Below are 16,195 nucleotides of genomic sequence, written 5' to 3'. Positions count from 1 at the left end.
CCGGTACCCCGGTAACCTCAGGGGACGGCGTCGGGAGGACGGACCGACCGCGGGAACGCGGACGGCGGGAGGGGAGGTCGGCGTGGGGCTGGCCGAGCTGGGCCCGGCGGTGCCCGTCCTCGTGGTGGTCGTCGCGGGCGTGCTGACCGCCCTCGCGATGGCCCCTCTGCACCGGCGCGCGGCCGCACAGCGGCGCACCGCGATGCTGGTCGACCGGGTGGTCACCGACCGCGTCGCGCGCCTGGCGGGGGCCGAGCGCCGACGCGCGCGCCGCCACCTGCACCGTGCCGCCGACCTGCCCGTGCCGCGCGCGATCGGCCTGACGGCGCTGACGGCCCTGGTCACGGTCGTGATCGGCGTGCTGACGGTGTCCCTCGTCGCCGACGAGCTCGCGGCCGGGCGCCGCCTCGCGATCCGGGGGCTCATCGCGCGCCTCGACGACGCGGGCCTGCCGGCCCCCACCACGAGCGGCCCGACCATCACGGTCGCCGGCCTCGTCGTCCTGGGCCTGCTCTCGCTCACGGTGGCCGGCCTCTACGTCGGCGGCCTGGACCTCGAGCGCCGGCGTGCGATGCCCGTGACGCGGCCGTGGCCCGCCAGCCGCGGGAAGGCGACGTTGGCGCTCGGCCTGCTGCTCGGCCTGGTCCTCGTCCTGGCAGTCGGCGCCGCGGCGGTCCCGGGCGTCGGGCTGGGCGCGGCGCTCTTCCTGCTCGCGCACCAGGTCACTGCCCGCGCGGGGCGTCCCCGCGCCTGCCGCGAGGCGCCCGTCGTCCCCGAAGCGTTGCGCGCCGCGCGGCTGCCCCCGGTGCGCGAGCGGCGGCTGCTGCGCGCCCGTCGCAACGGGCGGGAGCCCGACGTGAGCCGCGCGCAGATCGCCCCGCCGGCGCCGTCGGGCCTGGCTCGGTCGGTCCCGCCGCCCCCGTCGCGCCCCCTCCCACCCCCGCCGGTCGTCGGCCCGTCGACCCGCCTGGTCGACCTCGCCGCGCCCGAGCAGCCCCTCTCGCCGCACGACCCGCGCTCGGTCGGCGAGTACACGCTCACGGGGCGTCTCGGCTCCGGCGGGATGGGCACCGTCTACCTCGGCCACCGGGCCGGCACGCACGGCGTCGTGGCCATCAAGGTGCTGGCGCCGCACCTGCTCGACGACGTCGACGCCCGCACCCGCTTCCTGCGCGAGGGCCAGACGCTGCAGAAGGTCACCGGCGACTACACCGCGCGCGTGCACGGCGTCGGTTTCGACGGGTCGATGCCCTACATCGTGATGGAGCGCCTCGACGGGCCGTCGCTGCACGCGTTCGTCGCGGCGTCGGGGGCGGTCACCGACGGCGAGATGCTCACGCGCACCGCGATCGCGCTCGCCCGCGCGCTCGCGGCCCTGCACGCGGACGGCATCACCCACCGCGACCTCAAGCCCGGCAACGTCCTGCTGACCTCCGCCGGTCCGAAGGTGGTCGACTTCGGCATCGCCCGGGTCGTGGGCCAGACCCACCACACGCCGGCCGGGAACATGGTCGGCACGCCGGGCTACATGGCGCCCGAGCAGGTCACCGGCAACGGCGCCGTCCCCGCCACCGACGTGTGGGCCTGGGCGTGCTGCGTGGTGTTCGCCGCGCGTGGCGACCACCTCTTCGACGGCGACAACATCCTCGACATCGCGCGGCGCATCCTCGACGGCCCCGGGTCCGAGGCGTTCGGCGCCGTGCACCGGCTCTCCCCGCGGCTCGTCCCGGTGCTGCGCCGTGCGACGGCGCAGGACGCGTCCGACCGGCCGCGTGACGGCGCCGCACTGCTGCGCCTGCTCGACCGCAGCGGCGCCACCTCCGCGGTGGGTCACGCCGGCTGGGACCGTCTCGTCGGCGGAGGCGTCCGGTGAGCGACGACAGCGAACGATCACCACGCAGGCGCGCTGCTACGGTGCGCTCGCTCCGCCCGGCGCGCCGTCCGGGCACCCCTCGTGAGGACGGTGAGTGGTCGGTGGCCTCGTGGGACGACTTGGTGACCTGGGTGCGCCTGCGGTACGAGGTCATGGCGCAGAACAAGAGCAGCCTGACGTTCCGGCTCCCCACCACCGAGGACCGCACGCAGCTGGTCTACGTGCACCACCGGGGCGAGGTCGACGGGCACGACTGGCTGCAGATCGAGTCGCCGATCGCCCGCCTCGACGAGATCGACACGCGCCGCCTCCTGGAGCTCGCCGAGGAGGCCGTCGTCGGCGGTGCGGTGGCGGTCGGCGGTGTCGCGGTGTTCCGGCACGCCACCCCGCTCGAGGATCTCTCGTTCGCCGAGTTCGACGCTCCGTTCCGCCTGGTCACGCACATCGCCGACCAGCTCGAGCACGCCCTCACCGGCTCCGACAAGTACTAGGCCGCGGGAGGCCGTCGTGGACGTCGTCGAGTTCCGGCCCGAGCGGTCCCAGTACGCCTGGACCTTCGGCGGCGCCGCCCCGATCCGCGAGATCGAGCCCGGCACGGTGCTGCGGCTGTGGTGCGACGACGCGTTCGGCGGCGCCATCCGCACCGTCTCCGACGTCGCGAGCGCGACGCTCGACCCGCGGTTCCTCAACCCGCAGACCGGCCCGTTCGCGGTGCGCGGCGCCGAGCCCGGCGACACGCTCGTGCTGCACCTCGTCGACCTCACCCCGGCGCGGGACTGGGGCGCCTCCACGCTCGTCCCCTTCTTCGGCGGGCTGACCGGCACCGACCGCACCGCCCTGCTCGCCGACCCGCTGCCCGAGCGCACCTGGATCTACGAGCTCGACCGCGCCCGCGGCACCGTCACGTTCGTCGCGCACCAGGGCGAGTTCTCCCTCGACCTGCCGATCGACCCAATGCTCGGCACCGTCGGCGTGGCTCCCGCCAACCGCGAGGTCCGGTCGTCGCTGACCCCGGACGCCTTCGGCGGCAACATGGACACGCCCGAGATGCGGGCCGGCGCCACCTGCTACCTGCCGGTGAACGAGCCGGGCGCGATCTTCTCGGTCGGTGACGGCCACTACCGCCAGGGCGAGGGCGAGTCCTGCGGCACCGCGGTCGAGGGCGCCATGGACGTCACGCTCATCGTCGACCTGGTCAAGGCCTCGGCGGCGCGGGCGCCGCTGTGGCCGCGGATCGAGAACGACGGCGAGATCATCGTCGTCGGCTCGTCACGGCCGCTCGAGGACGCCTGGCGGATCAGCCAGGTCGAGATGATCGGCTGGCTCGGCGAGCTGCTCGGTCTCGACCGTCTCGACGCCTACCAGCTGCTCACCCAGGTGTCGCTGACGCCGCTGGCCAACGTCGTCGACACCAACTACAGCGCCGTGACGAAGGTGTCCAAGACGCTCGTGCCCGGCCTGCGCCCGCTCGACGGGCTGCACGCGGACCTGCGTGCCCGCGCCACCTCCCTGACGTAGAGGAGCCCCATGGACCTCCAGCTCAACGGCCGGATCGCGCTCGTCACCGGCGGCAGCCGGGGCATCGGGCGGGCGGTGGTCGAGGCGCTCGCCGCCGAGGGGGCCACGGTCGCGTTCTGCGCCCGGTCGGCCGACGGCGTGCGCAAGGCGGAGGAGGAGCTGCGCGGCGCGGGCTACGACGTGTACGGCGCGGAGGTCGACGTCGCCGACGGCGACGCGCTCGCCTCCTGGGTGCGGGAGTCCGCCGCGCAGCGCGGCGGCATCGACGCCGTCGTCGCCAACGTCTCGGCGCTGGCGATCCCGTCCACCGAGGAGAACTGGGCGGCGAGCTTCACCACCGACATGCTCGGCACCGTGCGCCTCGTCGAGGCGGCTCTGCCCTCGCTCGAGGCGAGCGACGCCGGCGCGATCGTCACGATCTCCAGCGTCTCGGGCCGCGAGATCGACTTCGCCGCCGGCCCGTACGGGACGTTCAAGGGCGCGCTCGTCCACTACACCCAGGGCCTCGCGTACCAGCTCGCCGGCCGCGTCCGGGCCAACACGGTCTCCCCGGGCAACGTCTATTTTGCGGGCGGGGTCTGGGAGTCGATCGAGCAGAACGACCCCGACCTCTACGGGCACGCCCTCGGGCTGAACCCGACCGGGCGGATGGCGACGCCGCAGGAGGTCGCGCGGGCGGTGACGTTCCTGGCGAGCCCGGCGGCCACGTTCATCAGTGGCACCAACCTCGTCGTCGACGGGGCGCTGACGCGCGGGGTGCAGCTGTAGGTCCGCGAGCCCGGTCTCAGCGCGGGGCCGGGGCGGGGACCAGCGCGTCGAGCAGCGAGCGGACGCCGCTGACCGCGGCGTGCACGGCGCGGGTGACGGCCCGTCCCCAGGCGCGGAGCAGCGCGGGCAGGCCGGCGTCGGGGACGACCGGCGCGGGCGCGAGCGCGGTGGACGGGGTCGGGAGCGGAGCCGTCACGGGCATCCGCTCGATCCACGGGGCGACGCGCGGGGCCGGGACGAAGGGCAGGAAGGGGTAGCCGCCGTCCTCCGCCGTCTCGCGGCCCCCGTCGCGGGGAGCCGGGACGCGGGGGTCCTGGTCGGGTTCCATGCCGTGGGTCCTCTCGCCGATCACCGTCGTCCCGCTCATCGGTCCGCGGCGCGCCGCTGTTAGCACTCGGTGACCGGGGTCGCCACTCAGCGCGCTCGGCCGAGACCAGCGGACCGGGTGCTCGACGGAGTGACACCGGACCACCACTCACCGCATCGTGCGGTCCGGTCACGGACGGCCCCCCGGACAGGGCGCGACGTCGTCGTCACCGACGCGTTGCCTTCGTGCGGGCCCGTACGTCTGCGTGCGGCCCGGAGGGGTCCGGTCGAGAACCGGCCGGGCTCTCTGACCAGGGCTTATCGGACGCGAGTGGTACGGGGAGGTGGTGGCTCGGTGGCGGGGACGCACTCTCGTCCGTCGGGACGGCGCCATGCCGTCGATCCCGACGAGGCCGCCGACGAGGGCGAGCGCAGCGCGCCCGGCGCCACCGGAGGTCGGCGCGCACGCCGCGAGGACCGCGAACGGCTCGACCGCGAGCGCGACAGCGACTACGGCGACTACGTGCGCGAACGCCTCCGGTCGGAGCCCGCGCCGTCCTCGCCGCCCGTCGGCTTCCCGTCGGCGCTGTCGACGGGGTCGTTCCGGCCCGGCCGTGCGACGACCGGCACCACGCCGGCCCCGGCTGCGCCGTCCGCGCCCGCCGCCGGCGCTCCCCGCTCCGCGACGGCCACCGCGGCCCGTCCGGCGGCTGCACCGACGGGCTCCCGACCCGCCGCCCCGGCCGGTCCCGCGCCCGCGCCGACGGGACGTCCGGTCCCGCCCGCGCCGGTCCCGCCCGCGCCGGTCCCCACCGTGCCGCCGCCCCCGGCCAGCCCGGCCGCCTCGGCGCCCCCGAAGCCCGCGGGACCGCCCCCGAAGCCCGCGGGACCGCCGCCCGGCCCGCCCGCCCGCCCGGGCCCCGTCCGACCCGGTCCTGCACGCCCCACCCCGCCGCCCGGCCCGGCCCAGCCCGCCGGTGCGCGCGGTCGTCCCGCTGCCCCGGCGTCCCGTCCGCCCCGCGCCCCCGAGGGCCGGCCCGGTGCCGGGCCCGGTGGGCGTGCCCCGGCCGGGCCCCCGCCGGCCGGCCCGATCCGCGGCCCCGTGCGCGGCGGGCCCGCTCCGGCAGGCCGCCCGAGCGCCCCGCCACCCGGCCGCCCGCCCGGCGGCAGCGCTCCGCCGCCGACCAACGGCACCGCCCCGCCGGCGACGCCCACGACGCCCCCGGCGACCGGCGCCACCGCGGCGACGCCGTCGGCACCCGCGACGAGCAGCACCACCGCCGCCGCCACCCGCAACCGTCCCGGCGGCACCGCGGCGATGCCCGCGATCGACGCCCCGTCGCCCCGCGGTCCCGGGTCCGGCCCCCTGCCGCGCGGGCGGCGCGGTCGTCGCGACGACGAGCCCGCCCCGGTCGACGACGACCTCGAGGACCTCCCGGAGACCCCGGACGACGACCAGCCCGACGAGGCCGCCGACGCGGGCACCACCCGCGCGGCGCGTCCGACCCGGACGGGCGCCGGGCACACGACCCGTCGCGCCACGGCCCGCTCGCGCACCTCGGGTCGCGCGGCGAACCGCACGGGCGCCCGCACCAGCGCGAACCGGAGCACCGGGCGCAGCACCCGCGCCGCCGAAGGTGACGGCCCCCGCGTCCCCCGCGGGCGCATCGCGCTGGCGGTCGCCGCGGTGCTGTCCGTCGTCGCCGCCCGGATCGTGCGCCTGCCCCACGGCGACAAGGTCGTGGCGTTCGGCCGCCGCGTGCGGTCCCGGGTCGTCCTCTACCTGGACGGACCGCACCCCGAGACGCTCGCACCTGCCGCCCTGCGGTGGCGCCGCATCCGTCGCAGCGCCTACGCGGGCGTGGCCGCGATGATCGCCGCCCCGGTGTTCTCGCTGCTCGTCGGCTGGCTGTTCATCCCGGTGCCCAACGCCGACGACGCGGTGGAGAGCCAGCTCAACACCGTCTCGTTCTCCGACGGCACGGTCCTCGCGCGGATCGCCCCGGGCGAGCAGGGCAACCGCCAGAAGGTCGGCCTCGAGCAGGTGCCGCCTCCGGTGCGCTTCGCCGTGCTCTCGGCCGAGGACCGCACGTTCTACTCGAACAGCGGCTTCGACGTCACCGGCTTCGGCCGCGCCGTGTGGAAGAACCTCACCGGCGGCTCCGGCGGCGGCTCGACGATCACCCAGCAGTACGTCAAGAACGCGATGGTGGGCGACGAGTACTCGCTGATGCGCAAGTACAAGGAGCTCATCATCTCCTTGAAGATCTCCCAGGAGCGCTCGAAGGACGAGATCCTCGGCGACTACCTGAACAGCATCTACTTCGGGCGCGGCGCGTACGGCATCCAGGCGGCGTCGCAGGCGTACTTCGGCCGGCCGGTCGAGACGCTCACCCCGGCCGAGGGCGCCCTGCTCGCCGGCGTCATCCAGGCGCCGTCGAAGTGGGACCCCGCGCAGAACCCCGACGACGCGCTGCGTCGCTGGAACTACGTCATGGACGGCATGGTCGCCCAGGGGTGGCTGCCCGCCCCGGAGCGCGCCGCCGCGCAGTTCCCCGTCACGGCGCCGCCCCGTCGCGTCACCGGCGGCGTCCCCGACGACGACCGCGGCCACATCTACAGCGCGGTGCGCGACGAGCTCCGGACCCTCGGCATCGACCAGGACGCGCTCGTCACCGAGGGGCTGCAGATCCAGACGACGATCACGCCCGAGGCGCAGCGCGAGGCCGTCGAGGCGGTGCGTTCGAAGATGGGCGGCCAGCCGGACAACCTCCGCACGTCGACCGTGTCGATCGACCCGGAGACGGGCGGCATCCTCGCCTACTACGGCGGCGACAACGGCTCGGGCCTGGACTACGCCCGGGTCGAGAAGCAGGCGGGCTCCACGTTCAAGCCGTTCGTGCTGCTCGCCGCGCTGCAGCAGGACCCGCCGATCGGCATCTCGACGGAGTTCGACGGGCGGTCGATCCCCGGGCAGACGGTGCGCAACGTCGACGGCGCCGACTGCGCGAACTGCAGCCTCAAGCGCGCGATGACGCTGTCGAACAACGTCGTGTTCACCGCGCTCGGCAACCGCGTCGGCCCGCAGGCCGTGGCGGCGGCCGCGCGCCAGGCCGGGATCAGCCAGCCGATGAACGACCCGAACTCGGGCATCTCGCTGGGCAACCAGGAGACGACCGCGGTCGACCTGGCCTCGGCCTACGCGACCTTCTCCAACGAGGGCATGTACCACCGGCCGCATCTCGTCCAGCGCGTCACGACGGCCAGCGGCGAGGTCCTCTACGACCAGTCGACCACGCCCGGCGAGCAGCGCATCGACCCGCGCGTGGCGCGCAACGTCACCGAGGCGATGCGCGACGTGCCGGACTACGACGGGGTGGGGCTCGAGGGCGGCCGGCAGGCCGCGGCCAAGACCGGCACCGTCCAGTCGCACGTCGAGAGCCAGAACAACGACGCGTGGTTCGCGGGCTACACCCCGAACGCGTCCACGGTCGTCTGGGTGGGCACGGACGACAACACCCCGATCCGCACCGCCGACGGACGTCCCGTCTACGGCCACGGGCTGCCCAGCGAGATCTGGAAGACGTTCATGGACGACGCGCTGGAGGACACCCCGCGCCAGACGTTCGGGACGTTCACCCCGGTCGCGGGCACCGACCCGGGCGACACCGCGGACAGCGCGGAGGGGCCGGCGGAGTCCACGCCGTCGAGCACGTCGTCGTCGAGCTCCACGTCGGCGCCCACGTCGACCACCGCGGCACCCGACACCGGCGCCGCCCAGCCGGCCGAGGAGGTCCCGCCCGCGGGCGGCGACCCTGCGGCGGCGGAGGACCCGGCGGCCGCGGGCGGTGCCCCGGCCGAGGGTGCCGAGGGCGAGGGCGGCGCCGACCCGCCGGCGAACTAGCGGGCTCGGGCGAGCGTGAAGTCGTCCTCGTCGAAGCCCGGACTGACGACGCAGGTCACCAGCACCTCGGCGTCGGCCCCGGGCTCCGGCGCGGCCCGCTGCCACACGCCGCCGGGCACGAGGGCGTGCGGCGCCTGACCGTCCTCGACCCGGGCGCCCAGGACGATCGCGTCTGCTTCGACGGGGTGCTCGCCGTCGCCGCCGAGCCACAGCGACAGCGCCGGACCCCGGTGCCAGCACCACAGCTCGTCGGAGCGCACGCGGTGCCAGCGCGACTCCTCGCCGGGCGCGAGCACGTAGTGGATCGCCGTGGCGCTCACGCGCGGGCCGGGGTACCCCGCGGGCTGCAGCGTGGGGCCGGTGGCCCAGGTCCGGCGGAACCAGCCGCCCTCGGGGTGCGGCGCGAGGTCCAGCGCGCGGGCCAGGGGTGGCGGTGCGCTCACGCCGTCATGTCCAGCGCGGCGATCACCTTCGACGGGTGCAGGCGCACCACCAGCTCGCCCGGGACGCCGTTGCGCCGGCCGAACTCCTCGGCGCGGTCGGCACCCATGTAGCGCGCGCCCAGGTCGGTGGCCGTGTGACGCAGCTGGTCGGGGTCCTCCGAGAGCGTCACCGAGCCCTGGACCTGCACGAACGCGTACGGCGGCTCCTGGAGGTCGACGCAGAGGACCGCGCGGGGGTCGCGGGCGAGCGCACGGCCCTTGGCCGTGTCCTTGCCGGTGGTGAAGACGATCGTGCCGTCCTCGACGAGGAACCAGATCGGCGTGACCAGGGGACGGCCGTCCTTCGCGGTCCAGCCGATCTTGCCGGTGCGGGTGCCCTCGGCGAGGAAGGCGTGGATCGCGGGGTCGGTGAGGTCGGCCATGGTCGCCAGCCTAGGTGGGCCGCTCGGGGGTCTGGTCCCGCGCGCGCGCCCACTCCTCGGGGGTGTTCACGCCGCGGGCCGCCCGGAGCTCGGGGTCGCGGGCGGCGAGCGCCGGGTCGGTGAGCAGGGTGGCGGCGTCGAGCTCGCGGACCCGGCTCACGGCGAACAGCGCGCCGGGGCGGAGCTCGCCCTGCGCGAGGAGGTCGGTCGCGCGGGCGCCGAGGGCCGTGGCGTAGGCGGCGAGCAGCGGCTGGCGGTGCCCGTCGAGCACGGGCAGGGCGACCTCCACCGGCGGCACCCGGTACGCCAGCACCGCCCGGACGAACGCGGCGTGCAGGTGGGGGAGGTCGACGGCCGCGACGAAGGCGGTCTCCGCACCGTCCGCGGCGGCGCCGGACAGGCCGGTGGCGAGGCCCTGCAGGGGGCCGCGGCCCGGCACCGGGTCGTGCACCACCCGGCACCGCGCGCGCCACGTCCCGTCGGGGAGCGCCCGGTCGGTGTCGGCCGCGCCGACCACCAGCAGCGGACCGTCGACGGCGGCGGCGAGGGCGTCCAGGACGTGGCCGAGCAGGGTCGTGGCGCCGTGGGGCAGGGACGCCTTGTCGGTGCCCATCCGCCGCGAGCGGCCACCCGCCAGCACGACGCCGGCGCTCATCGTTCCCCGCCCCCCGGTGATGTATGCAACCGGTTGGCCACCACGGACCGGGGGAAGCCCTGAACAGGCACATCAGCGTGCCGATGGAGGTGTGCATCATGATCAGGAGCACCGAGAAGCGGCGTCCGAGCGAGCCGGAGGACGCCCACCGCGGGTGGGTCGCCCCCACCCCCGCGGATGCTCTGGAGGCCGCCGCCGACCGCGCCATGGCCGCCGCCGAGCGGGCGGTGGCCGCAGGCACGGCCACCGACGACCAGCGGGCGGGTGTGCGCCGCATGGACGATGCCCGCACCCACGAGCAGCGCCGCGTGGCCTTCCGCGCCGAGAACTGACCTCACGGCAGGACCAGCAGGGTCAACGGCAGCGTCACCAGCGAGAGCACCGTCGTCAGCACCACGGCGGCGGTGCTCTCGCGGTACCAGGTCCGGTACTGCGCGGTGAGCACGAACACCGTCGCGGCGTCCGGCAGCGCGCACATGACGACGAGCACGGCGGCCCACGGCGCCGGCACGCCGAGCAGTGCCACCGCGCCGAGGGCGAGCGCCGGCATCACCACGAGCTTGACGAGGACCGCGGTGGCGATCGGGATCCACTGGTCCGTCGCGCCGCGCAGCGACCGGACGGCGCCGCGCAGCAGGATGCCCAGCGCGAACAGGCCGCCCGGCGCGGCCAGGTCGCCGAGGAGCCCGATCGTGTTCGCCACGGGGGGCGGCAGCGGGATGCCGAGGGCGGCGACGGCCACACCGGCGGCGATGCCGATGACGACGGGATTGCCGAGCACCCGGCGGGCGAGCAGCACCGGCAGGGGTGTGGCGGCCTCCTCGCCCCGGCCGCGACCGTCCAGCGTGGCCGCCACGAGGAAGATCGAGATGGCGAGGGCCGTGTGCAGCGTCGAGGTCAGCGACGCGGCGAAGGCCGTGGCCGGGCCGAGCACCGAGACGGTCAACGGGATGCCGAGGTAGCCGACGTTGCCCCACCCGGCGACCAGCCCGACGGCGTTGGCCTCGCCCGCCGGCCGTCCCGCCAGCCGCGCCACCACCGCACCCAGCGCGTAGGCGACGACCACCACCGCGACCGAGGCGACGAGCGCGGACCACGGGACGCCCGCGGACAGGTCGGCGTCCGCCACCGAGATGAAGATCAGGGCGGGCAGCGCGACCCAGTAGACCAGGTCGTTGAGCACCGCCGCGGTGCGCTCGTCGAAGCGCGCGAAGCGTCCGGCGATCGCCCCGACGGCGATCACCGCGAACACGGGCAGGACGCGGCCGAGCAGCTCAAGCACGTCGCATCACCGCGCGAGCGTACGGGCGCGCTCAGCTCACCGGGCCCGTCGTGGCGCGCACCACGACGGCGTCCAGCGCCCGTTCGAGCACGGTGAACAGGGGCACACCGTCGATCTCGACCGTCGGGTAGGAGCGGTGCGCGCCGGAGGCCCAGCCCTCGCGGAAGACGGTGACGTCGAGGTTCTCGGTGGCGCAGATCGGGTCGCCCGGGGCGCACACCTCGTAGACGCGTCCGTCGTAGACGTCGAGCTCGCGGGTGGGGCGCGGCCCGAGGACACCGCGTCCCGGGGTGTCGAGGAGGTTGGGCGCGCGCGGGTCGCGTCGCGGGCTGCCGAGCATGATCGCGCCGGCGACGCGGTCGGCGGGCAGCGCGATCGTGCCGTTGGCCGCCCGGTGGACGACGTCGGAGACCACGTCGGCGCCCTGGCTGAAGCCGACGAGGGTGATCGTGGTGTCGGGGCAGCGTGCGGCGAGGTCGCCGGCGTCGCGGGCGAGGCGCTCGGCCCCGCGGCCCTCGCTGAACGGGTAGAACACCGGCCGGTCGAGCGAGGCCGGGTACGGGACGTAGCGCACCGACAGGTCGTCGCCCCAGCGCCGCGCGAGCGGATCGGTGAGGCCGGCGAGCAGCCCGACCGAGCGCGCCGGGTCGGCGGCCTCGGACGTCTCGTTGGTGCCGGCGACGGCGAAGAGGGCCACCGCGGGGCACGCCGGCGCCGCCGTGGCCAGGGGCGCGGTGAGGAACCCGGCGCCGAGCAGGAGCACGAATCCGAGCAGCAGTCGTCGCCCCGCCCCGCCCGCCACATCGGACATCTTCGCCGATGGCGGACGCCGCCGGGGAGCACTCGAGGATGTGGATTTCCTGGCGTTGGGTGCAAGCGTGGACGCAGGGCTTGCACGCGCCGTGCACGCACCGAGCGTGACCGGCCGTACTGACAAGTCGTCCCGGTTCTGCCAGCGTTCCCCTCCAAGGAGTCCCCCGGCGGCGGTGCCGGAGCCGGGGAGGCGTGGACTGCAGGAGGACTCGAGTGAGCATTCCGTCGGACCTCGACATCGCGCAGGCGGCGACGCTGAAGCCCTTGGACGACGTGGCCCGGCAGATGGACCTGCCTCTCGAGCTGCTGGAGATGCACGGCCACGACGTCGCGAAGATCGAGCTGGACGCCATCGAGGCGATGGCCGACCGTCCACGGGCGAAGTACGTCGTCGTGACCGCGATCACCCCGACCCCGCTGGGGGAGGGCAAGACGACCACCACGGTCGGCCTCGGCCAGGCGTTCTCCCACATCGGCAAGCGCGGGGTCGTCGCCATCCGCCAGCCGTCGATGGGCCCGACGTTCGGCATCAAGGGCGGTGCGGCGGGCGGCGGCTACTCGCAGGTCGTGCCGATGGAGAAGTTCAACCTCCACCTCACCGGCGACTTCCACGCGGTCACGAGCGCCCACAACATGCTCTCCGCGGTGCTCGACAACCACCTCTACCAGGGCAACGCGGCGGGCCTGGACCCGTACCGCGTCACCTGGCGCCGGGTGCTCGACGTCAACGAGCGCGCGCTGCGCAACATCGTCACGGGCCTCGGCGGACGGATGGACGGCGTGCCGCGCGAGTCCGGCTTCGACATCACCTCGGCGTCCGAGGTCATGGCGGTGCTCGCGCTGTCGAACGACCTCGCCGACATGCGCGCCCGCCTCGGGCGCATCGTCGTCGGGTACACCCGCGACGGCGACGCGGTGACCGCCGAGGACATCCACGGCGCCGGGTCGATGGCGGCGCTCATGCGCGACGCGCTCAAGCCCAACCTCATGCAGACACTGGAGAACACGCCGGTCCTCGTGCACGCCGGCCCGTTCGGCAACATCGCGACCGGCAACTCGTCGATCGTCGCCGACCGCGTCGGCATCCACTGCGGCGACTACCTCGTCACCGAGGCCGGCTTCGGCGCCGACATGGGCGCCGAGCGCTTCTTCAACATCAAGTGCCGCACCTCGGGCATGACCCCCGACGCCGCGGTCGTCGTGGCCACGGTGCGTGCGCTCAAGGTGCACTCGGGCAACCACAAGGTGGTCGCCGGCAAGGACCTGCCGCCCGCCCTGCTCGAGGAGAACCCCGACGAGGTGCACGCCGGCGCGGCCAACCTGCGCAAGCAGATCGAGAACATGCGCCTGCACGGCGTCTCGCCGGTGGTGTGCATCAACGCGTTCCCCACCGACCACGACTCCGAGCACGCCGCCATCCGCGAGATCGCCGAGTCGATGGGCGCGCGGGCCGCGGTCTCGACCCACTTCAGCGACGGCGGGCGCGGCGCCGCCGAGCTCGCCGAGGCCGTCGCCGAGGCCGCGAACGAGGAGAGCCACTTCCAGCTGCTCTACCCCGACGACGCGTCGCTGCGCGAGAAGATCGAGACCATCGCCTCGAAGGTCTACGGCGCCGACGGCGTCGACTACGCCCCGGCCGCGAACACCTCGATCGACCTCTACGAGCGCAACGGCTTCGGCGGGCTGCCGATCTGCGTCGCCAAGACCCACCTGTCGATCTCGTCGGACCCGAAGCTGCTCGGTGCGCCGACGGGCTGGCGGATGCCGGTGCGCGAGGTCCGCGCCTCGGTCGGCGCCGGGTTCATCTACCCGATCTGCGGCGACATGCGGACCATGCCGGGCCTGGGCAAGAACCCGGCCGCGCACCACATCGACGTCAAGCCCGACGGGACGATCGTGGGGCTGTTCTGAGCCCCTCCGTGAGCGATGTCCACGGCTGTGGCCGGGAACATCGCTCACAGGGGGTGCACCCGTGAGCCGGCCGATCGGCGACCTGGGGGTCGCGCGGTTCGGCGAGGTCCTCGCGGCCGCCGGGCCCGGCCCGGCGGCGGGGTCGACCGCGGCCGTGACCGCCTCGTTCGCCGCGGGGCTCGCCACCAAGGTCGCGAAGGCCGCCGCCGACCGGGAGGCCGTGACGGAGCTCGACGCCCTGCGGGCGAAGGCCCTGCGCCTGGCCGACGACGACGTCGAGGCCTTCACGGACTTCCTCGAGGCCCGGCGCAAGCCCGGCGGAGGCCCCGCCGCGACCGAGGCGATCGTCCAGGTGCCCTCGGACGTGGTCGCCCTCGCCGTGCGCGTGGCCGAGCTGGCGGCGCTCCTGGCCGAGAGCGGGCCCGACCACCTCACCGGCGACGCGGTGACCGCCGCGTTCCTGGCCGCCGCGGCCGCCGAGAGCGCGGCGGCGCTGGTCGGGGCGAACATCGCCGATGCCGGCGAGCTCGCCGACCCCCGCCTCGAGCACGTCGAGGAACGTGCCGGGCACGCCCGGGCGCTGGCCGAGCGGCTGGTGTGAGTTCCACCGAGCCCTGGGTGGTCGAGGTGACCCGCGGCGAGATCGTCGAGTCCGAGCACCGGGTCGCGCTGGTGGTGCTCGAGCCCGACGGGACGACGGCGCTGCGGGCCGGGGCCGTGGACGTCCCGATGCTGCCGCGCTCGGCGCTCAAGCCGGCCCAGGCGGTGGCGGTGCTGGAGGCCCTCGCCGGGACCACCGCCGATCTCGACGACCGGGAGCTGGCGCTGGCTGCCGGCTCGCACTCCGGCGAGCCCGAGCACCTCGCCCTCGCCGCCGGGCTGCTCGCGCGCCACGGCCTCGACGCCGACGCGCTGGGCTGCCCGCCCGCGCGCCCGCTCGGGGTCGCCGCCGACCACGCGTGGGGCGAGCGGGCGCCCGAGCGGCTCGCGATGAACTGCTCGGGCAAGCACGCCGCGATGCTCGCCGCCTGCGTGGCGCGGGGGTGGCCGATCGAGGGGTACCTCGACCCCGAGCACCCGCTGCAGCGCGGGGTGCGGGCGACCCTCGAGCGCCTCGCGGGCCCCGTCCACGCCGTCACCGTCGACGGCTGCGGAGCACCGGCGTTCGCCACCGACCTCGTCGCCGTGGCGCGCCTCGGGCGGGCGCTGGACGTCGCGCCGGCCGACACGCCCGAGGGTCGCGTCGCCGCCGCGATGCGCGCCCACCCCGGGCTCGTCGCGGGCCCCGACCGCCTCGACACCGTCCTCATGACCGTCCAGCCCGGCGCGCTGTCGAAGGTCGGGGCCGAGGGGGTCCTGCTCGCCGTGCTGCCCGACGGCGCGTCGCTCGCGCTCGCCGTCGTGGACGGTGCGGGCCGGGCGGTGGGCCCGGTGCTCCTCGAGGTGCTGCGCCGTCGCGGCCTCGACCGCACGGCCGAACTGACCAGCCTCGCCGCGCCACTCGTCCGAGGAGGGGGTCACCCGATCGGCGTTCACCGTGTGCGATCGTGAGAGCACTCATCGGGGTGAGGAGAGCGTGAAATGGGATCGTGCCTGGTCTTCGCCGGAGCGACGCCCGCGCGGGAACGCCTCGTCGGCCATCTCTCCTCGGTGTTCGACGACCTCCCGTGCGTCGACAACGTCTCCGACCTCGTCGTCGGCCTCGGCCACCTCGTCGACGGACACGGGCCCGACGTCGTGCTCGTCGGTGCCGACGACGGCAGCGCCTGGATGGAGGCCGTCCGCCAGGTGCGTCGCCACGCCCCGGAGACGCCGGTCCTCGTCGTCGGCGAGGCGCCGTCGACCGAGCTCGACCCCCTGCCCGAGCGCCCGGCGCCCGAGCGGGGTGCCGCCACGGCCGAGGACGAGCGCGCCGCCTGGGCCCTGCGCCTCGGCGCCCGCGGGTTCCTCCGCGCCGGCGACCTCGCCGACCCCTCCGCCCTGCCCGGCGCCCGCCCCGCCACCACCGAGCTCTCCGACCGCGAGATGGACGTGCTGCTCGGGATGACCGAGGGCCTGTCGAACGCCGAGATCGCCGCCGAGCTCGTGCTCGCCGAGGACACGGTGAAGACCCACGCCCGGCGCCTGTTCCGCAAGCTCGGCGCGGGCGACCGCGCCGACGCCGTCGCCCGCGGCTTCCGCCAGGGCCTGCTGCGCTGAGCCGTTCGGTGGAGCACTCGGGTCAGCGGCGGACCCTATCGGCGTGCTCAGTGGGATGCAGACGATTCAGTGTCCGTAACGCCACGCACTCGAACCTCGCC

16 protein-coding genes are annotated in these 16,195 nt (G+C 75.6%); 10 read left to right on the top strand and 6 right to left on the bottom strand.

Going from position 1 to position 16,195, the window contains the following annotated elements:
* Window positions 1-82: 82 nt before the first annotated feature.
* The 4 genes from PH191_RS25020 to PH191_RS25005 all read left to right on the top strand — a co-directional run bounded on the left by PH191_RS25020 (window position 83) and on the right by PH191_RS25005 (window position 4,159).
* Entirely contained in the window at window positions 83-1,873 is a 1,791-nt protein-coding gene (locus PH191_RS25020) for a serine/threonine-protein kinase (RefSeq protein WP_274197335.1), read from the top strand.
* 122 nt (window positions 1,874-1,995) lie between these two features.
* Entirely contained in the window at window positions 1,996-2,364 is a 369-nt protein-coding gene (locus tag PH191_RS25015) for a hypothetical protein (RefSeq protein WP_274197334.1), read from the top strand.
* A gap of 16 nt (window positions 2,365-2,380) precedes the next feature.
* On the top strand, window positions 2,381-3,391 hold the full coding sequence (locus PH191_RS25010) for an acetamidase/formamidase family protein (RefSeq protein WP_274197333.1): 1,011 nt from the start codon (window positions 2,381-2,383) through the stop codon (window positions 3,389-3,391).
* Between the two features lie 9 nt (window positions 3,392-3,400).
* A complete protein-coding gene (locus PH191_RS25005) occupies window positions 3,401-4,159 on the top strand; it encodes an SDR family NAD(P)-dependent oxidoreductase (protein WP_274197332.1) in 759 nt (252 codons plus the stop codon).
* A 16-nt stretch (window positions 4,160-4,175) separates the two neighbouring features.
* On the opposite strand, the gene PH191_RS25000 is transcribed toward PH191_RS25005, so the two are convergent.
* The gene (locus PH191_RS25000) at window positions 4,176-4,487 is read right to left on the bottom strand and encodes a hypothetical protein (protein ID WP_274197331.1); all 312 of its coding nucleotides are present in this window, start codon (window positions 4,485-4,487) and stop codon (window positions 4,176-4,178) included.
* Between the two features lie 333 nt (window positions 4,488-4,820).
* Between PH191_RS25000 and PH191_RS24995 the strand changes: the two genes are divergently transcribed.
* A complete protein-coding gene (locus PH191_RS24995; RefSeq protein ID WP_274197330.1) occupies window positions 4,821-8,369 on the top strand; it encodes a transglycosylase domain-containing protein in 3,549 nt (1,182 codons plus the stop codon).
* Here PH191_RS24995 and PH191_RS24990 read toward each other — a convergent pair.
* Genes PH191_RS24990 through PH191_RS24980 form a run of 3 tightly spaced genes read right to left on the bottom strand, consistent with a single transcriptional unit; the run spans window position 8,366 to window position 9,889 of the window.
* Complete coding sequence (locus tag PH191_RS24990; RefSeq protein ID WP_274197329.1) at window positions 8,366-8,812, bottom strand: cupin domain-containing protein; 447 nt, start codon at window positions 8,810-8,812, stop codon at window positions 8,366-8,368. The two genes, PH191_RS24995 and PH191_RS24990, sit on opposite strands and share 4 nt — an antisense overlap.
* Entirely contained in the window at window positions 8,809-9,234 is a 426-nt protein-coding gene (locus PH191_RS24985; RefSeq protein WP_274197328.1) for a PPOX class F420-dependent oxidoreductase, read from the bottom strand. Before PH191_RS24985 ends, PH191_RS24990 begins: the two co-directional genes overlap by 4 nt.
* Window positions 9,235-9,244: 10 nt before the next feature.
* Entirely contained in the window at window positions 9,245-9,889 is a 645-nt protein-coding gene (locus PH191_RS24980; protein ID WP_274197327.1) for a molybdenum cofactor guanylyltransferase, read from the bottom strand.
* Between the two features lie 98 nt (window positions 9,890-9,987).
* On the opposite strand from PH191_RS24980, the gene PH191_RS24975 reads away from it, so the two are divergent.
* Window positions 9,988-10,221: a hypothetical protein gene (locus PH191_RS24975; protein ID WP_274197326.1), complete on the top strand. Its 234-nt coding sequence runs from the start codon at window positions 9,988-9,990 to the stop codon at window positions 10,219-10,221.
* A gap of 2 nt (window positions 10,222-10,223) precedes the next feature.
* Here the strand turns inward: PH191_RS24975 and PH191_RS24970 are convergent, their stop codons facing one another.
* Together PH191_RS24970 and PH191_RS24965 are read right to left on the bottom strand one after the other, a co-directional pair.
* Complete coding sequence (locus tag PH191_RS24970) at window positions 10,224-11,171, bottom strand: AEC family transporter (protein WP_274197325.1); 948 nt, start codon at window positions 11,169-11,171, stop codon at window positions 10,224-10,226.
* A 31-nt stretch (window positions 11,172-11,202) separates the two neighbouring features.
* Window positions 11,203-11,982, bottom strand: a complete 780-nt coding sequence (locus PH191_RS24965; protein WP_274197324.1) for a cutinase family protein — start codon at window positions 11,980-11,982, stop codon at window positions 11,203-11,205.
* Between the two features lie 215 nt (window positions 11,983-12,197).
* On the opposite strand from PH191_RS24965, the gene PH191_RS24960 reads away from it, so the two are divergent.
* From PH191_RS24960 to PH191_RS30000, 4 genes are all read left to right on the top strand, one after another.
* Window positions 12,198-13,895 (top strand): formate--tetrahydrofolate ligase, encoded by a 1,698-nt coding sequence (locus PH191_RS24960; RefSeq protein WP_274197323.1) that lies wholly within the window; start codon window positions 12,198-12,200, stop codon window positions 13,893-13,895.
* Between the two features lie 61 nt (window positions 13,896-13,956).
* Window positions 13,957-14,496, top strand: a complete 540-nt coding sequence (locus PH191_RS24955; RefSeq protein ID WP_274197322.1) for a cyclodeaminase/cyclohydrolase family protein — start codon at window positions 13,957-13,959, stop codon at window positions 14,494-14,496.
* Entirely contained in the window at window positions 14,493-15,446 is a 954-nt protein-coding gene (locus PH191_RS24950; protein WP_274197321.1) for an asparaginase, read from the top strand. Before PH191_RS24955 ends, PH191_RS24950 begins: the two co-directional genes overlap by 4 nt.
* A gap of 30 nt (window positions 15,447-15,476) precedes the next feature.
* Window positions 15,477-16,094: a helix-turn-helix transcriptional regulator gene (locus tag PH191_RS30000; RefSeq protein ID WP_337994097.1), complete on the top strand. Its 618-nt coding sequence runs from the start codon at window positions 15,477-15,479 to the stop codon at window positions 16,092-16,094.
* Window positions 16,095-16,195: the final 101 nt, after the last annotated feature.

Source organism: Actinomycetospora callitridis (genome assembly GCF_028737265.1).
Taxonomy (GTDB): Bacteria; Actinomycetota; Actinomycetes; order Mycobacteriales; family Pseudonocardiaceae; genus Actinomycetospora; species Actinomycetospora callitridis.
Note: the sequence above shows the minus strand (reverse complement) of the source record. Positions and strands in the feature narration are given on the sequence as shown.

What these genes read in the sequence shown, in the direction of transcription:
- PH191_RS30000 (WP_337994097.1), top strand. Translation starts at nt 15,477, where the DNA reads ATGGGATCGTGCCTGGTCTTCGCCGGAGCGACGCCCGCGCGGGAACGC.
- PH191_RS24965 (WP_274197324.1), bottom strand. Translation starts at nt 11,982, where the DNA reads ATGTCCGATGTGGCGGGCGGGGCGGGGCGACGACTGCTGCTCGGATTC.
- PH191_RS24975 (WP_274197326.1), top strand. Translation starts at nt 9,988, where the DNA reads ATGATCAGGAGCACCGAGAAGCGGCGTCCGAGCGAGCCGGAGGACGCC.
- PH191_RS25000 (WP_274197331.1), bottom strand. Translation starts at nt 4,487, where the DNA reads ATGGAACCCGACCAGGACCCCCGCGTCCCGGCTCCCCGCGACGGGGGC.
- PH191_RS25005 (WP_274197332.1), top strand. Translation starts at nt 3,401, where the DNA reads ATGGACCTCCAGCTCAACGGCCGGATCGCGCTCGTCACCGGCGGCAGC.
- PH191_RS24980 (WP_274197327.1), bottom strand. Translation starts at nt 9,889, where the DNA reads ATGAGCGCCGGCGTCGTGCTGGCGGGTGGCCGCTCGCGGCGGATGGGC.
- PH191_RS24985 (WP_274197328.1), bottom strand. Translation starts at nt 9,234, where the DNA reads ATGGCCGACCTCACCGACCCCGCGATCCACGCCTTCCTCGCCGAGGGC.